Source organism: Bartonella machadoae, from assembly GCF_022559585.1.
Taxonomy (GTDB): Bacteria; Pseudomonadota; Alphaproteobacteria; order Rhizobiales; family Rhizobiaceae; genus Bartonella; species Bartonella machadoae.
The window spans coordinates 641202-658578 of the sequence record NZ_CP087114.1 but is presented as its reverse complement, the minus strand read 5'-3'; the positions used below and the strand labels follow the sequence as shown (position 1 = coordinate 658578).

Genomic DNA, 17377 nt, shown 5'->3' with positions numbered 1-17377 from the left:
CCATTCTCAGCTATGGCAATCTCCATTTAAGGAAAATAACAGCAAAATGTTTACACATGACGTGCTCTTTTTTATCTCTCTCAATTATTTTCTGAATGCATAAAATCATACGCTTTGAAGATATAAATCATAAAACCCAACAGACAACACACTGCTAATAAAGCTGCCATTGTCTGCGGATTGTGCCCAGATATCTTTCCAATAACCGCAGCACTCAACGCAGCGCTCCCCAATTGTAAAGCTCCCATCATACCGGAAGCTGCTCCAGCAGCTTGTGGATGCGAAGAAATAGCCAACGCTGTCCCTAAAGGCAATAAAAAACCATTCCCAAAAGTGAGAACAGCAATAGCCATAAAACTCGTCACAAGCGGCCATGGGCTTACATACATTTGTAGAGCAAATAACAATCCACCCACAACAAAAATAATATACCCTCGCCATACGGTTCTTTCCATAGATTCTCGCTTAAAAAACCACCGTGCTACAAGATTTCCTATAATATATGGAAGAGAAACACCAATATAGCTATAACCAATATATATTACTGGCAAACCTAAAGTTGTAAGTAAAAAGGGCGATTCTACAGTATAAGCGAAATATGCCGCATAAGAAAAACACGGAATAAGCGCATAAAAAATAAATTGTTTATTTCTAAGAACGCCTAAACATCCTTTTATAAATCCTACTGAAGAAAAACGTTGACGTTTTTGAGGTGGCAAGGTTTCTGTGAGCACAAAATAACAGAGCAAAATGGTTAGAAATATAAACAAGCTTAAAAAGATAAAGGTAGCTTGCCAATTAAAAACTTGTAATAAGAGCCCTCCCACTAAAGGAGCAAGTGCTGGTGACATGCCAATAAAGGGAAAAACAATCAAGTAAAGTTTTCCGGCCGCTTTTTTATCCAATAAATCATTGATAATAGCACGGCTTAAAACAATTCCTGCACAAGCTCCAAGTCCTTGTAAAAAACGCAATCCAAGGAAAGCATGAATATTAACAGTATAAATTACACTGAGCGTGGTCAATAACCATAAAAACAAGCCAAACAGAAGTGTTTTTTTACGCCCAAAATTATCACTCAGTGGACCATAAATGAGCTGTCCAAGAGCCAATGCAAAAAGAAAAATCGCTACAGCACTCTGAATCTGAGATTCAGTAACATGGTAATATTGATGCATTTCTCCAAGTGCCGGAAGAAAAATGTCTGTAGAAATCAGACCTCCCGTTGATAAGCATACGATAAGTATAATGAATGGTAATGTATATTTATAACTCATGAGGGAAAACACAATTTGCAACTTAAAAATGAATGTTGATTAATATAACACTCTTTTTTATTTATGAACATAAATAAAAAATCTTTATTATCATATTTTTACTTTTTCTTTATTCCCCTTGAAAGTATTTATCACTTATAAAACATACCTTCTCAATCAACGGGTATGAAACGAAAGTTCCCTAAAAAAATGTTTTATTCTCATCCTTGTAATAGTCAGTATCTGTTTTCAGTGTTTTCTGCCCTTTTTAGCGCATATCTTATCACTTTTGGAACATAATTGCTAACGGGGCATTTTATCTCCAGCATCATTTGAGGAGATAAAAATATGGAAACCCGCATTCCTGAGGATACACCCTTCGATAGCCACTTTCTAGGAGAAACATCGCTAGAGACAGATTATCCCTTTTTTCAAACACCAATTTCATGGTCAGCAATCTTTGCTGGACTGATCACAGCCCTTGCCACTTCAATCTGCTTATCTTTTCTGGTTGCAGCGTTAGGGTTCAACCAAATGGACTTCACCTCTTCAACACCTTTTGCAGGAAGCTTTCTTTCCTTTGGGATTGGCTCTCTTATCGTTATGCTTATCAGCCTTGCTTTAGGAAGCTTTGTTGCTGGGCGCTTTGCTGAATCATCCGGCACACTTCATGGCTTTCTCACTTGGGCTCTGTTAACCCTTATCATGACCCTTCAAGCCGTCCACATGGTTTCAAGTACAGCAAAAATAGGCGCGAAAGCTGTTGGAGAAAGCACATCGGCACTCCAACAAACTGGAGACAACCTCAAAACAAATCTTGTCCCCTTCTTTTCACAAGCAAATGATGACAATTTTGCCAACTTTTTTCGTGAAATAAAGGACAATGGCGTTGATTTTGATAAATTGCGCAGTGAATTACGCACACTTCTCAAGAAAAGCGATATCCCTGCTCTCAATCCTGATCGTTTAAAGCAATCCTATCAAGCCGCTCTTAAAGAGATCAGTTCTGCGATAACGGCTTTTAAGGAAGATCCTTCTCACTACCGCACCACTCTGAAAGACCTCCATGATCATCTTTCTGATCGTATCGAAGATATCACAGAAGACATCAATCAAAATGATATCGTTAAAGCCCTGATGAACAATGGCATGACACGTGCGGATGCACAAAAAACCGCTAACAATGCGCTTGATCTTTATCAAACAGCAGAAGAAAAAACCGAACAGGCACTTAAAGACCTTGAAGCGCAGGCCCATACACTTTCTCAAAAGCTAGACAAAACGATGAAAGAAGCACGTCATAGTGCAGACAAAGTTGCAACGACAGCCTCTTACATGGGATGGTGGGGCTTTTTAGGAGGCTTGATTGGTGCCTTGCTTTCCAGTGTTTGTGGTTATTATGGCTATCGAAGCCATAAGGACACCTTCATGCTATAAATATACTATAAAACTGACAGGGACATAAGGCATAATACTAGAAAAAAGCTGTACAGACTGTACGGCTTTTTATTACAAACTACTCTTAATTGCTTTTTTTACTCTCTCCTGTTTATAAGATAATTTCTATCATATGCTTCGATATTCTGCATTCATTTTCATGTTGAAAGCGATATTTGTAAGAAGCCTCTATCTACCTAAAACAATGCACATTCTTATAGACATTGTTCTAGTATATAGAACAAGAACCTTACACTGTAAAAGCATTCATGAAACAATACCAATACAAAATATCTTGTCATTCTCATTTTTTTAACAAAATACGAAGGATGGAAAGAGCTATTAATTTCATAAAATCAATATCTTGAGGAACAAAATTGCGTTTGCAAAAAACATTTAGCCTCTATAAAAACAAGCGATATTTTCAATGAACATACTATTTGACAAAAAATAAAATCTCTGCTAACTTTGGTTGTCAATAACTTATTTTGGTTATCATCAATTTTTTATCAACTATCTAAGGGGGGAAATATGAATATCTCACTTCATGAATTAGAAAATATCTCTGAATTGGCTGTCGATGATGTTGCGCCACCTTTGAGCAGCACTAAATACGCTCAACGTATCGATTCTCAAGTTTTCAAAGAAGACTGCGATGTGAATGTGTTACATGAAGTTCAATAATGTATTATGGGTGCAAACCTGTATGCGTTTAGCGTATTCAGTGTAAGAAAGCTTAGCATATTTCATCGTCATGTTTAAATTGTTTTCTGAGGGCTTTTCTCAAGAAGTTTGGGCTAAGAAAGCAGCTGAATTGTCAATTACAAACATCCCTTTTCATGAAAGGGATGTTTTGCGTGCTTTAAAGCAATACGCAGAAAATCCAAATAAACTTTTAGCGCTTAACTCTCAATCTGAGGCAGTAACAGTTATTAATGGAATGCGCACCCCACGCCCTCTTCCAAACTTTCTCGTTTCGGACACTGATCAAACTATAGATGAATATATAACCCGCGTTGATCACTGTGCTGAGGGAAAAGAATGGGGAGTCATGTATTATGGGCTATACGCGGCCACCCCAATTATGTGGGATGTGGCAAAAAGATTTGCAGATCGGTTAGCACACTCTTTGGGCTTTCGACCAGGCGGACGAGTAGATATTGATTGTTTCATCGGTCGATATTCTTCTACCCATGTTGGTGTCCACGTGGATCATGCTCATAATTTCGGCTTCACTCTACGGGATGGGAAAACAATGTTCACATGGCCCAGTACACGAGATGACCTCCAAGGGCTAAGATACCCCGAATATGAATCGTATAAATCAACAGCGATCGCACTACAAAATCGTACTGATCGTGTTGCATACTTTCCTCATGATGCTTTCCATGTTGCCGAAACTGGAAAAAATATTGCCGTAAATGTCAATATTGCCTTTTGGGAAACAGCAAGTGATGCTCACAAATATAAAGAGTATATTTCTCATCTCCTCCATATTGATGAGCGGTCACGACATGATATTCGAACATCGGGTAGAGCAAGTTTAAACCCTGAGAACACTTTTCAGCTATCCGCTCTAAGCTCGGAAATTGCGAATAGTTCCCTAAAACGCCGTATGCTTATTACCCAATTAATTTGCGACACAAGTTCGCGTTTATGCGTCGGCCGCCCTCTTGTTGATGTATCTGAAATTGAGAGTGAAATTATGCTTCGCCCCTCTGCTACCCTCCAATGGGTTTTCTTACCTGAAACAAAAGAACTGCTTATTGCCGCAAATGGGCATTGTGCCAGTTTTAAATATAGCGCTCATCTAGAGAGCTTCCTGTCTCAACTTTCAGCAGGAAAGAAAATCGACTTAGCAAAACTCAATGATAAATCATACACACCTGTCATGCGGGAAGAAGTCTTAAAAACCGTAAAAGCTTTAGCATCTTGGGGAACGCTTTGATAAAGAAAAAATCCATTATTCTTGCCCAAATTTGCTTTTTTCTTGTTTTAGCTTTAAGCAGCTTTACCGATGAAACAGCGCAAGTTACATTTGCTCTCCACTTAGCAAAAAGCACAGCTTCTATTTCAATGCTCTTGCTCGCCGGACTTATCGGTGCAATTTGCGCTGGACCAGTTGCACCACGGCTCTTATATCTTCTCAGCCCCACCTATACAGTGCCTGCTGTTTTATTGTTTCAAGCAATATTTATAGCCATAGCTGCAATCGTAAACCAATTTTGGGCATACATTTCCATTTCTTTTGCACTAGGATGTGCTGGATCACTCTTTTGGTCTGCAATCCTCGTTTCTGTCCCTGAATTTGTCAAGAATGATCACCAGTTAGACTTCATCAATCGTATCATCCAAACAGTTCGCAACCTTGGTTATATTGGAGGCCCCCTCTTAGGGGGTCTGTTATACAGTTTATCAAACGGACAAAAAGGGTTGTTTGTGCTTTCAGTCATCGTTCTTTGTGCAACCTTTATCACCACATTCTGTGTTAAAATATTAAAAATACATTCAGAAAAGATCAACACATCCGAGCAAACCAAAAAAGGACTAGATGTAAGAGGATTATTGCGTAAAAAAAATGTTCTCTATGCTCTTACGCCACTCATTATCACCATCATACTCACCTCTGCTCTCAACGTTTTATCTATTGTCCGTATCCGTACCAATCTTCATTTAAGCGCGCAAACATATGGAATGATCGCAAGCATGGTAAGTCTAGGATTAGTGGTTGGTCCACTCTGCTTCTCTAGCCTTTTTAATCGCTTTGGCAATGCCGCTGGAGCATCTTTGTCCGCAACAATCATCGGCTTTGGAGTTTTCTGTTTTTCCTTAACAGATTTTGTTTGGTTGATGATGGTTTCATTTTTTATCCTTGGAGCAGCCAATGGCGTGCAAAATGCCCTCATGGCAAGCTTTATGATGAAAGCCATTGCGAAAGAACATAGAAACAATCAAATGCCAGCTTATGTCTTTATTCTACAAACATCTGTGTGTATTGGTTTTATCGGAGCAGGCTTTATTCGTGTGCATGATACCCAAAACACTCTCCTTGCAATCGGCATCGCCACAATGGTCGTAGGCACTTTAGGTTTTGTGTTAAATAGCACTGTACAAAAAAGGGAAGTTTATGATGGTTCGTAGAAAGCTGCGTTTTTTTCTAAAGTAAACAATGCAACAAGCTAAAAGGTGCACCAACTACTCGATAGAATTGTTGATTTTGAAATAATATAAACCTCTTATGAGTCAATCTTATTTCATGTCCTAAAATATATATGAACGAACAAACTTTTCAAAAGCTTTAAACCTTGAAAGAGTCCAATAAGTCGATTTAACATTATGCAACAAGACCCGATAGGTTTAAATTTTTACAATGGAACAGGCGGTTATGTATGGCAACTTGCAGACTATATGCAACATGATTGCCATGAGTACGTCCATTCCCTTGAATTGCAAAAACCTACTCCGCCGATAGCGATAAATTCTTTAGCTGTTTATTCACGTGAATTAAATCCTTTGGCACGTGTTCAATGGGCAAAGGATGTACAGATACAGAAGGAGAAGCCTGCTTTAATTGGAAAACGCCAAATTCAACCTATCACTGCTATTTTTCCGACAGGAGCAGCATTTGGTGGATTTGATTTCCAAACATCTGAAGCGCTTCGTGAAGGATGTGTTATACAATCATTGAAAAAAATACAACTTAATGGTTCTCTTTTCTCTGCTGGAATTCTTTTAATATCATTGGTACGACATGGAATCATTGAAACAGATCAAAAAGCCCTTTCAGAGGATAATATAACAGCTCTTTTACGAGAACCAACATGCTTTATCACTCACTCCCCCATCGGCTACCTTGCCATCAACCAGCTTAATAGGCGCACAATTCGGCTTAATGAAAAAACCAAGCATTTCTTAAAAAGAACTGCAACACCGATACCTATTCAACCCCCTGTAGACAATTCAATAAAGCTTTTTGTTAAAGCAGGAATGTTGCGATTTCTTCTCTTATAAGGATAAAAAGATGCCACTGATAAAACCTAGAATGGGAACAGAAAAGAGTGCTGAACTTATTGGTACACTTATTCAAATGGCAAGACCACGCACAGTTATTGAAATCGGTGCTGGCGATAGTACATGCTTTATTGCTCAAGCCCTTCAAAAAGCTAAATTATCATGGCAACAAGATAAAAGGCTTCTCGAATCCTCTCATTGGGAGGAGTGCACAGCTCTGCTTGACCCCTCAGGAATTCCAGACACTTATGAACCACGACTTATCACAATTGATGATTTTACAGCAGAAGGTCAATCTGCAGAAGAAGCATGGCAAAAACTTCTCAATGCCAATATTGAAAAAAACACTGTAACATTTATCAATGAAAATTTTTTCTCCCTCGATGAAAATACACTCAAATCTTGGGGACCAATAGATTTTGCTTGGATTGATGCTGGAACTCCAGCAGACGATGTGCGATTTATTATAACACTTTGGGAACATATCACCCCTGGTGGTTATCTCTGTCTTCACGAACCAATAATGACGACAGTCGTCACCCTTAATGGCGAACAACGGTGTACAACGCATTGATTTATAATGATAATTTACTGTTTTGCATGTTGAATTAGACCCCCGAATATTGTAAGATTCTCTCAATTCAAATCATATTATGTTCAATCAATTAAAGTCACTTATTTGCACGTCATAAGTGGGGTTGGTGTGTGGGTAAAAAACAGTTTAGAAAAGAACAAAAATGCCTTTAATGAATCGTCTTAATGCAAGGGCTGTCGCAACATTGGGGGCTGGCAAATATAATGATGGTGCCGGCTTGCTACTTCATAAGCGTAAAGATGGTGGTGCTCAATGGCTTTTACGCTATACCATCCACGGGCGGCGTCGCGAAATGGGCTTGGGTGCTTTAAGAAATGTCTCTTTAAAAAAAGCTCGTGAATTGGCAACCCAATGGCGTTTTGTTCTTCGTGATGGTCGTGACCCCATTAAAGAACGTGACAAACAAAAGCGTGAGGCAATGCGTAATCTGCATTATCTAAAAGATATCGCTTTAGATACTTTTGAAACTCGTAAAGCAGAATTAAAAAATGATGCTAAAGATGGGCGTTGGTTTTCACCTTTACAACTTCATATTCTCCCTAAGTTAGGTTGTATGCCGGTTTCAGAAATTACTCAAACCGATATACGCAATGTCCTCGCTCCCATCTGGCATACAAAAGCTGGAACAGCAGAGAAAGCTCTCATTCGTCTTAATATTTGTCTCAAACATGCTGCTGCAATGGGATTGGATGTTGATTTACAGGCTACAGAAAAAGCAAAGGCTCTTTTAGGCAAACAACGTCATAAAATCAAAAATAGACCAGCAATGGATTGGAAAGATATACCGGCTTTTTATAAAATACTTTGCAAAACACCAACTCTAACACAACTGGCTTTGCGTTTGCTTATTTTGACAGGTGTTCGTACCTATCCTTTGCGTCATATCCATAAAGATCAAGTTGAAGATGATATATGGACCATCCCTGCTGAAAATATGAAAGGAAAACGTGATGCTACAACAGAGTTTCGTGTGCCTTTATCAAATGAAGCATTAGAAATTTTGAAACAAGCGCGTCCTCTCTCTCGTAATGATTTCTTTTTTTCTGCAACTGGTCGTGGTCCTCTTGCTGATACTTGTATGTCACAATATATGAAAAAAATTGGACTTGAAGCCTGCCCGCATGGTTTTCGGTCTAGTTTACGCGATTGGCTAGCAGAAACAACCGATGCCCCTTTTGAGGTCGCAGAAACCATTCTAGGTCATGTGGTCGGGGGTAAAGTGGAGCGTGCCTACCGTCGTACTGACTATTTAGAACAGCGCCGTGTTTTATATGGATAAATGGGCGGCTTATGTCACGGGGCAATCTTAAAAGATGGGGTCTTGTACCCCATTTTTATTCCATTATCTGTGGATAACTTTCTCTCTTCGTTTGCTCACTATGACTCAATAAGACTCATAAATTATCAAATGAGAAAATACATCATAAGGTACTGTTTTTTATGATTAAACTTACTTTCAAATCTCAGTAAAATATGGTTAATAAATACTTATGATTTGTTACTCTTTTTAGATTGAAAGGATTTAGTTATGACTGAAAATGATGTGCTTCTTACAGACCGTGAAAGTGCAAAATTATTGCATATAAGCGTTTCAACATTCCGTCGCCATGTCACCAATGGAGCTTTACCAAAGCCCTTAAAGTTTGGTTCTTTATCGCGTTGGTTAAAATCGGATCTGTTGAATGTGATTGAAAAAGCCAAAACGCAACGTCAACATCTCAGTGATGTGGCATAAAAAAACCTTGTCACGTAAGGACGGACAAGGCTTTCTCTTATGAACCGATAAGAAAATAGCAAAAACCGTCCTGTGACGCAACGTCTAAGGATGAGAAAATGTATCATTTTATAAATGCTCGGGGCATTACAAATGCCTTGCGGGGTATCTGGCATGGTGCTTATGGACTAGCCCGCTGCCCTGCTCATGATGATCAAGTGCCTAGTTTATCCCTTGCCAATGGAAATGACGGGCGTCTCTTGCTTTATTGTTATGCCGGATGCTCTTTTAAAGAGATCTTACAAGCTCTTAAGAGCATTGGTCTTATCAATACACAAACATGTTTTGATAAAACTTATGATTATAGGTTTTCTCTCTCAAAACAGTTTTGTTGTGAAGATAACAAGGCAAAACAGAAAGCAGAGAGAGCACAAAAGATTTGGAAGCAAAGTCAACCGATTAAAGAGACCATAGCAGAGCTTTATTTATGCAAGCGTGGGATCACTTGTAACTTGCCTCCCTAGTTTACGTTTTCATAGCAAATGCCCCTATCCTTCTGGGAAAAATATCCCCGCGTTGGTTGCTCGTGTTGAGGGTGGTGGCTCCTTTGCAATCCATAGAACCTTTTTACAAGACAATGGATGCAAAACAGAACAGTTACCAAAAAAAGCCATGCTGGGCTCTGTTAAGGGCGGTGCTGTGCATTTATGCCAAGCTAATTCTCAACATCTGGTCATTTGTGAAGGAATTGAAACAGGTCTTTCTCTGCTGTCTGGTCTGTTATCGCAGCCTGTGACTTTATGGGCATCCCTTTCAACCAGTGGCATGGTGCATGTGAATTTACCCCATATCAAATCAAAAACCCATCTCACCATAGCTATGGATGGCGATGATGCGGGTCGTAAAGCAGGTTTTGCCCTTGCTGCCCGTGCTTATCGCCAAGGCTTCAATGTCTTGATGATGCAAGCTCCCGAAGGAGCTGATTTTAATGATTTTTTACCCTTTGAAAGGAATATCTTATGGACCACAAAAATAAAACTGATTTAACCAATAAAAATGGCAATACTTCTTTAAATGATACTGATAACGATAACACCCCTGTCTCTTTAAAGGAGCATCCCTGTTTACAAGCCATCCCTTATGAACAGGCTTTGCAACAAATGGGCTGGGGTGAATTAAAACCGATTAACACCGCTCTTTTACCGGTCGAGCCTTTTCATGCTACACAAGTTCCATTGGTCTTGGGAAGGTATATTTATGATATTGCTAACCATCAACAATCCCCTGTCGATTTTGTGGCTGTCTCTGCTATCTGTGCTTTAGCAGCTGTGATTGGCAATGGGGTTCGTATCGCTCCAAAACAACATAGTAATAATTGGAAGATTGTTCCTAATCTATGGGGGATGATTATTGGTCAACCTTCTGCACGAAAAACACCTGCCATGCAAGCCGCTTTAACACCTATCGCTCACCTGCAAAAAGAATGGTATCAAGAATGGAAAAAACAAAAAAAACGTGCAAAAATTAAAGAAATCCTTGAGGAGCTCAATCAGAAAGAAAAGAGAAAACAAGCTTCTAAAGCTCTTAAAAAAGGAGATTCTGAGGCTGCCAATGCTCTTTTGTCGGAAACCCTTTCTAAAGACAATGAAAAAGATGATTGCCTCTCTCGCTTTATTGTCAATGATGTGACCGTCGAAAAGCTTGGGGAATTACTCAATGAAAACCCGCGAGGATTATTGATGGTTCGTGATGAACTTTCTGGTTTTTTAGCAAACTTGGAACTTAAGGAATATCAAACAGACCGTGGGTTTTATTTACAAGTTTTTAATGGGGATCAACTCTATACCTATGACCGTATTGGACGTGGAACGATTCATATTCCCAATGTAATGCTTTCAATGATTGGGGGAATACAACCTTCTCGGATTATTCCTATCATTCAGGCAATGCTTTCTGGAAAAGCAGATGACGGTTTATTGCAACGGTTTCAAATGATGGTGTGGCCGGATGAAAACCAAGAGTGGGAATGGAAAGATAAAAATCCCAATCAAGAAGCCTATCAAGAATATGAAAAGGTGCTTCGTTCTTTTTATGACAAACCCTTGGGATCACCTAAGCACCCACGGATCATGCGCTTTGCTGCTAATGCTCAAGAATTGTTTCGTGAATGGTGGGAAAATCATCATAAAGAAATCAAGGAAAGCAAAGTTTCTGTCTCTTACCAAGCGCATCTTTTAAAAATGCCAAAAACCATAGCAAGCCTTGCCCTCATTATCGAACTTGTTGAGGATGGGCGTTTTGAGATCACTTTGCCTTCTCTCTCAACAGCCTTGCGTTGGTCAAACTATCTGTTAAGCCATGCGAAACGGTTTTATACTGCGGGCGATATCTTGGTAAAGGAGCGTGCAAATTTGATTATAGAACGTTGTAATTGCTTACCTGAGGTTTTTACTGCTCGTGATATCTACAGACGCTGCTGGGCGCATTTAAAAGACAAGGAAGCGGTCAAACAAGCTTTAGAGCTTTTATGCCATACAAACCACATTCGCAAAAAGTTTATAACCCATCAGACAAGTAAATCGAGTACCTACTATGAATGGCATCCTTTGGTAAAAAACGAGAATGCAAGGCAATAAAGCGAATGAACAAAAGATGATTTTAAAGAGTGCTGGCAAAAGAGAAAGATATGACCTGAATGAATAACCATAACTCAGGTCATATTCTTGTCGGTCGTTGTCGGTTGATTTACCCCCCTCATTTTAAAAAACACCTTTTAGCAAAAAGTAAAAAACATTACATTTCAATATGTTATGATATTTTTACAAAAAAACCATCCCAATAAGATGATCTGTATAGAGAATTAATGGGAATAATTGATCAAAACTTGTCTGTATTTGTCTAAAAATTGAACTGACACCATTTATGATTTTTGTGATCATAAAACACTTCAAACTATTTATTTTGATCTCTTAAAATACATATCGAATTTGTTTTTATTAACACAAAAACGAATAGTAAATTTTACTACTTTGCTGTTTATAGGCTGTTTATAATTGCAACTTGTTAAATTTTTTTGACGCATTTGATAGGTTTTCGCGCCATTTTGGTTTATTGGGTACTCGATATTTGTTCTAAATGTATTTATGAAACGCCATTGTGATTCTTACACTGTTAATGAGTCAATGTCATAAGGTATGGAGTTTCTCTATAATGTCTCAAACCATCAATTCTGATAACAAACAATCCTCTTTACGCGCTCTCTTACAGTCTTATCGCCAACAGGCAACCTCAAATGCAAAAAAAGGAAAAATCTTTGAAAGTTTTGTTACTAAATACCTTATGCATGACCCTCTTCATTATGGGCGATATGAAAAGGTTCAAAGCTATTACGAGTGGGCTAAAGAGCGTGAAGGTTGGAATAAAAATGATATCGGCATTGATTTGGTTGCTAAACTGCGTAATCGAGATGGGTATGTTGCTATTCAATGCAAATTTTATGAAGCAGACCATCAGATCAGTAAAAAGGATATTGATAGCTTTATTGCTGCCTCTGGGAAAGATATCTTCAAATATCGCCTTCTGGTTGATAGCACTGAAGTGAATTTAAGTGACAATGTGAATGCAATGATTAAAGGACAAGCGATACCGGTTTATCGCATTGACCTTCGTCATATGGAAAACAGTCGTATAGACTGGCAAATCTTTGCAACAAAAGAAGAAGTTGTCCTTAAATCGACAAAAGAACCACGCCCTCATCAGATAGAAGCAATTCAGAAAGTCTGTGATGGTTTAAAAGAAGCTAACCGTGGCAAGCTGATTATGGCTTGTGGAACAGGTAAAACATTTACAAGTCTTAAGATAGCAGAAACTCTTGCTGGTCAAGGCAAGCGTGTTTTGTTTTTAGTGCCTTCTCTTGCATTAGTCTCACAAACCATAAGGGAATGGACAGCGGATGCACAAATTCCATTGCATTCCTTTGCTGTTTGTTCGGATACAAAAGTTGGCAAGCGTCGTAAAAATCAAGAGGATATTCTTGGAATGGAAACATCCGATCTTGCATTGCCTGCTACAACGGATGCACAAGCACTTGCCAAAGAAGCTCGTGAAAACCAAGCAGATGCAATGACGGTGGTGTTTTCGACTTATCATTCGATACAAGTGATATCGGATGCACAAAAAGATCATGGTTTACCCGAATTTGATCTGATCATTTGTGATGAAGCTCACCGTACAACGGGTGCTGTGTTGGGATCAGATAAAAGTGAATCTGAGTTTGTCAAAGTGCATGATAACAGCATTATACAGGGTAAAAAACGTCTCTATATGACCGCAACCCCAAAAATCTTTACGGATAGGTTAAAAAGGAAAGCTGACTTATCTGATACTGTTCTTGCCTCTATGGATGATGAAACACTTTATGGGAAACAACTCTATCATTACACATTTGCAGAAGCTCTAGAACATAAACTGTTATCACCTTGTAAAGTGATCATATTAGTTGTCAACGAAACAGAAGTAAGCAAATCTATTCAACGTCTTATTACAGATAAAAATTATGAACTCATTCTTGATTATAGAACCAAAATCCATGGTTGTTATCGAGCCCTGACCAAAATGGATCTAAAAATTGATCTTGGCGATGACCCCAACCCTATGCGTCGCGCTTTGGCTTTTTGTAAAGATATCAAGACCTCTAAACGCATCTGTAAAAGATTCAATTCTAAAAAAATGAAAGAAAATTTGCTTGCTCTTCATGAAAGCCATAAAGAAACGCCTCCTCTTGACTGTACATTTGCCCATATTGACGGAACTGTTAGTGCTAAGGACCGTAATAAATTGCTTGATTGGTTAAAGGAAGACACTGGGGAAAATACCTGCCGTGTGTTAAGCAATGTTCGTTGTCTTTCTGAAGGTGTGGATGTTCCCGCTCTTGATGCGATACTGTTTTTACACCCGCGCAAAAGTCAAATCGAGATCATTCAAGCAATAGGACGCGTCATGCGTCGAGCAGAGGGTAAAAAAAGAGGCTACATCATTTTACCCGTTGGAATACCGGCTGGCATTCCACCAGTAAAAGCCTTGGAAAATAATCCGAAATATGATGTCATCTGGCAAGTCGTCAATGCTTTGCGTGCCCATGATGATGGTTTTAATAAAATCATTCACCATATGTCCATAAAACAAGACGTAAGCTATGCTCTTGACATTGTTGTTCCTTCTCAAAAGGCTACCTCAGAAGATACAACTGTGGTTATTGATGACTTACCGATACACTCAAAAGCAGAATATTCAGGACTGGATATTGGGTCACCAACTTATGAATCCTTTCACGCCTATAAACCAGAAGAAGAACTTGACTTATTCTCTCAATGTGCGGAGCTCATTAGAGCGGCTATTGTTAAGAAAAATTACGACCCTAGCTATTGGAAAAGATGGGCAACGAATGTTGCTGATCTTGCTCAAAATCATATCACACGCTTAACTGAAGTTTTGACGCAATCAGAAACGGAAACGCGGCGGGTGTTTAATGATTTTATGACAGAATTGCGTAGCAATTTAAACGCAACCATCTCCGAAGAAAATGCGATTGAAATGCTTGCACAACACCTTGCAACGCGTCCTGTCTTTGATGCTTTGTTTGAGGGGCATCAGTTTGTTCAAGAAAATCCCGTCTCTTGTGCTTTACAACGTGTACTCAATATCCTTGATAAAGTTACTCTTAACGAAGAATCTCAAGATTACAGAACTCTCTCTAGGAGTGTACAGTTTTACACACGAGGAATTACGAGTCTTGAAGCACAACAAAACTTAATTGTAGAGCTTTATAATGAATTTTTCCGTTATGCCTTTCCGCGTACGGTAGAAAAATTAGGCATTGTTTATACCCCTATTGAAATTGTGGATTTTATTATTCATTCCGTTGATGATGTTTTACGCAAGGAATTTGGCAAGAGCTTAGGCTCCCGTGGTGTTTCTATTCTTGACCCCTTTACGGGAACTGGTACCTTTATCACGCGGCTTTTACATTCTAATCTGATAAAACCGGAAGATATGGAATATAAATACCGTTACGATATCCATGCCAATGAGATTGTTTTATTAGCCTATTACATTGCTGCCATCAATATTGAAGCAACCTATCATGGTCTTACGAAAAGTAATTATATCCCCTTCAAACATATCGGATTAACCGATACGTTTCAGATGGTTGAAAAGCAAGATCTGATGGAGGGTTTATTAGAGGAAAACAGTGCATATTTAGAGCTTCAGAAAAAGCTGAATATTGAAGTTATCTTTGGTAATCCTCCTTATTCAACAGGGCAAAAAAGCGAAAATGACAATGCAAAAAATACCCCTTATCCCATATTAAATGACCGTATTGGTGAAACTTACGCTGCTCAGTCAAATGCAACTAATGTGCAAGCACTTTATGATAGTTATATTCGTGCCATCCGCTGGGCTAGTGACCGTATAAAAGACCGTGGTGTTATTGGTTTTGTGACAAATGCAAGTTTTGTAGATACTAAATCTATGGATGGCTTACGTAAATGCCTTGTTGAGGAATTTAGCAGCCTTTATATTTTCCACTTACGTGGTAATCAACGAACCTCTGGAGAGCTTTCTCGAAAAGAAGGTGGAAAGATTTTTGGTTCTGGATCACGAGCACCTATTGCAATCTCCATTCTCGTAAAAAATCCAGAATCCAAACAGCGCGGTAAAATATATTTCTATGATATTGGAGATTATCTCACAAGAGAAAAAAAGCTTAAGTCAATTAAGGACTTTGGTAGTGTTGATGGTATTACACGGAGTGAACACGGTTGGAAAATCATTACACCAGATAAACATGGTGATTGGGTAAATCAACGTGATGACAGTTTTAAGACATTTCTAGTCTTAGGGTATAGAAAAGGACATGATAAAAAGCTGTTTGAAATTTACTCTTGTGGTGTACAAACTAGTCGTGATGCTTGGGTATATAATTCAAGTCGTGAATCTCTAGCAAACAACATGAAGAATACGATTACGTTCTATAATAGTGAAGTAGGACGTTTTAATAATACTTATCCCCATGCTGACCGTAAAGCACGTACAAAGACTGTAGACAATTTCGTCAATTCTGACGAAAAGAAGATAAGTTGGAGTAGTAGTCTAAAACAAGAATTTGTAAGAGGCAAATGCTCTGAATTTGAAGAAAGCCGCTTTGTGCAAAGTCTTTATCGTCCCTTTACAAAACAATGGCTATATTACAATCGTATTTTTAACCATAGAGTTTTTCAAATGCCGCATATATTTCCTATGGAACAAGCAGTTGATAATAGAGTAATACAAGTTACCGGAATAGGAGCAATGAAAGGCTTTTCTGTTTTGATGAGTAAAGTTTTGCCTGATATTCATGCACTAGATACTAGTCAATGTTTTCCTCGGTATTTTTACGAAGATACTGGAACTTCAAAAGATAAAAATTCTGACCAATCTCATTTATTTGCAAATTCTACAGAAGAAACCAAAGCTGCTGGTTTACAACGTCGTGATGCCATTACTGATGAAGGATTAGCACATTTTAAAACAGCTTATCCGAATGAGACCATCACTAAAGATGATATCTTCTATTACGTATACGGTCTCTTGCATTCAGAAGATTACCGTGCTCGCTATGCTGATAATCTCTCTAAAGAATTGCCTCGCATCCCTTGCGTAAAGAGTGCTGAAGATTTCTGGGCATTTGTTAATGCGGGGCGTGAATTAGGCAATTTACACGTCAATTATGAAACGGTAGAGCCTTATCCAGTGACCTTTAAAAAAGGTGACCCTAAACTTACAAATATTCCTAATCCTGAGAAATTCTATTACGTTACAGAAATAAAATTTGCTGGGAATGGTCAAGAAAAGGATAAAACCACTGTTTTTTATAACAGTAATATCACAATAACAGATATACCTAAGGAAGCTTATGAGTATATCGTAAATGGTAAACCCGCTCTTGAATGGGTTATGGAACGTCAATGTGTAAAGACTGATAAAAAGAGTGGCATTGTTAATGATGCCAATCGCTATGCACTTGAGACCATTGGAAACCCTGCTTATCCATTGGAATTATTCCAAAGGGTTATTACGGTAAGTTTAGAAACAATGAAGATTGTTAAGAACTTACCAAATCTAGAATTAAGAGAAGCTGAATAGATTTATGAAGCATGCCAATCTCATAAGGGGTATAGATCTTATAACCATAATCTATACTCTCTTATTAGGTTGCTTACCTATAATCTTAAAAGGAATGATTTACTATGCGCTATTCTAAAAAGAGAAGCCTTGCACTTTTAGACACTCTTATTTGGATTGCTTTAAGGTTTTTAAGAAATC

Annotated in this window: 10 protein-coding genes and 2 pseudogenes; 11 read left to right on the top strand and 1 reads right to left on the bottom strand. The window is 38.5% G+C overall.

From position 1 onward, the window contains the following. Positions 1-80 precede the first annotated feature (80 nt). The gene (locus LNM86_RS03075) at positions 81-1277 is read right to left on the bottom strand and encodes a multidrug effflux MFS transporter (RefSeq protein WP_241438390.1); all 1197 of its coding nucleotides are present in this window, start codon (positions 1275-1277) and stop codon (positions 81-83) included. Between the two features lie 327 nt (positions 1278-1604). Here LNM86_RS03075 and LNM86_RS03070 point away from each other — a divergent pair, with 327 nt between their 5' ends. The 11 genes and pseudogenes from LNM86_RS03070 (at position 1605) to LNM86_RS03020 (ending at position 17197) form a co-directional block, all read left to right on the top strand. Further along, positions 1605-2693: a TIGR04086 family membrane protein gene (locus LNM86_RS03070; protein ID WP_241438389.1), complete on the top strand. Its 1089-nt coding sequence runs from the start codon at positions 1605-1607 to the stop codon at positions 2691-2693. A gap of 531 nt (positions 2694-3224) precedes the next feature. Then, positions 3225-3377 carry a hypothetical protein gene (locus LNM86_RS03065; RefSeq protein ID WP_241438388.1) on the top strand — a complete coding sequence of 51 codons (153 nt, stop codon included), beginning with the start codon at positions 3225-3227 and terminating at the stop codon, positions 3375-3377. Between the two features lie 70 nt (positions 3378-3447). After that, the gene (locus LNM86_RS03060; RefSeq protein ID WP_241438387.1) at positions 3448-4641 is read left to right on the top strand and encodes a hypothetical protein; all 1194 of its coding nucleotides are present in this window, start codon (positions 3448-3450) and stop codon (positions 4639-4641) included. After that, positions 4638-5834 carry an MFS transporter gene (locus LNM86_RS03055; RefSeq protein ID WP_241438386.1) on the top strand — a complete coding sequence of 399 codons (1197 nt, stop codon included), beginning with the start codon at positions 4638-4640 and terminating at the stop codon, positions 5832-5834. The genes LNM86_RS03060 and LNM86_RS03055 overlap by 4 nt, the downstream gene beginning before the upstream one ends. 195 nt (positions 5835-6029) lie before the next feature. Further along, the gene (locus LNM86_RS03050; RefSeq protein WP_241438385.1) at positions 6030-6704 is read left to right on the top strand and encodes a hypothetical protein; all 675 of its coding nucleotides are present in this window, start codon (positions 6030-6032) and stop codon (positions 6702-6704) included. Positions 6705-6714: 10 nt separating this feature from the next. Continuing rightward, positions 6715-7278: a class I SAM-dependent methyltransferase gene (locus LNM86_RS03045; protein WP_241438384.1), complete on the top strand. Its 564-nt coding sequence runs from the start codon at positions 6715-6717 to the stop codon at positions 7276-7278. Positions 7279-7441: 163 nt separating this feature from the next. Next, a pseudogene (locus tag LNM86_RS03040) lies at positions 7442-8609 on the top strand (tyrosine-type recombinase/integrase). Between the two features lie 218 nt (positions 8610-8827). Continuing rightward, on the top strand, positions 8828-9034 hold the full coding sequence (locus tag LNM86_RS03035; protein ID WP_241437301.1) for a helix-turn-helix transcriptional regulator: 207 nt from the start codon (positions 8828-8830) through the stop codon (positions 9032-9034). Between the two features lie 98 nt (positions 9035-9132). Beyond that, positions 9133-10060, top strand: a pseudogene (locus LNM86_RS03030) (DUF7146 domain-containing protein). After that, the gene (locus tag LNM86_RS03025; protein ID WP_241438383.1) at positions 10033-11649 is read left to right on the top strand and encodes a YfjI family protein; all 1617 of its coding nucleotides are present in this window, start codon (positions 10033-10035) and stop codon (positions 11647-11649) included. Before LNM86_RS03030 ends, LNM86_RS03025 begins: the two are co-directional and overlap by 28 nt. Before the next feature lie 574 nt (positions 11650-12223). Beyond that, on the top strand, positions 12224-17197 hold the full coding sequence (locus tag LNM86_RS03020) for a DEAD/DEAH box helicase (RefSeq protein ID WP_241438382.1): 4974 nt from the start codon (positions 12224-12226) through the stop codon (positions 17195-17197). Positions 17198-17377 lie beyond the last annotated feature (180 nt).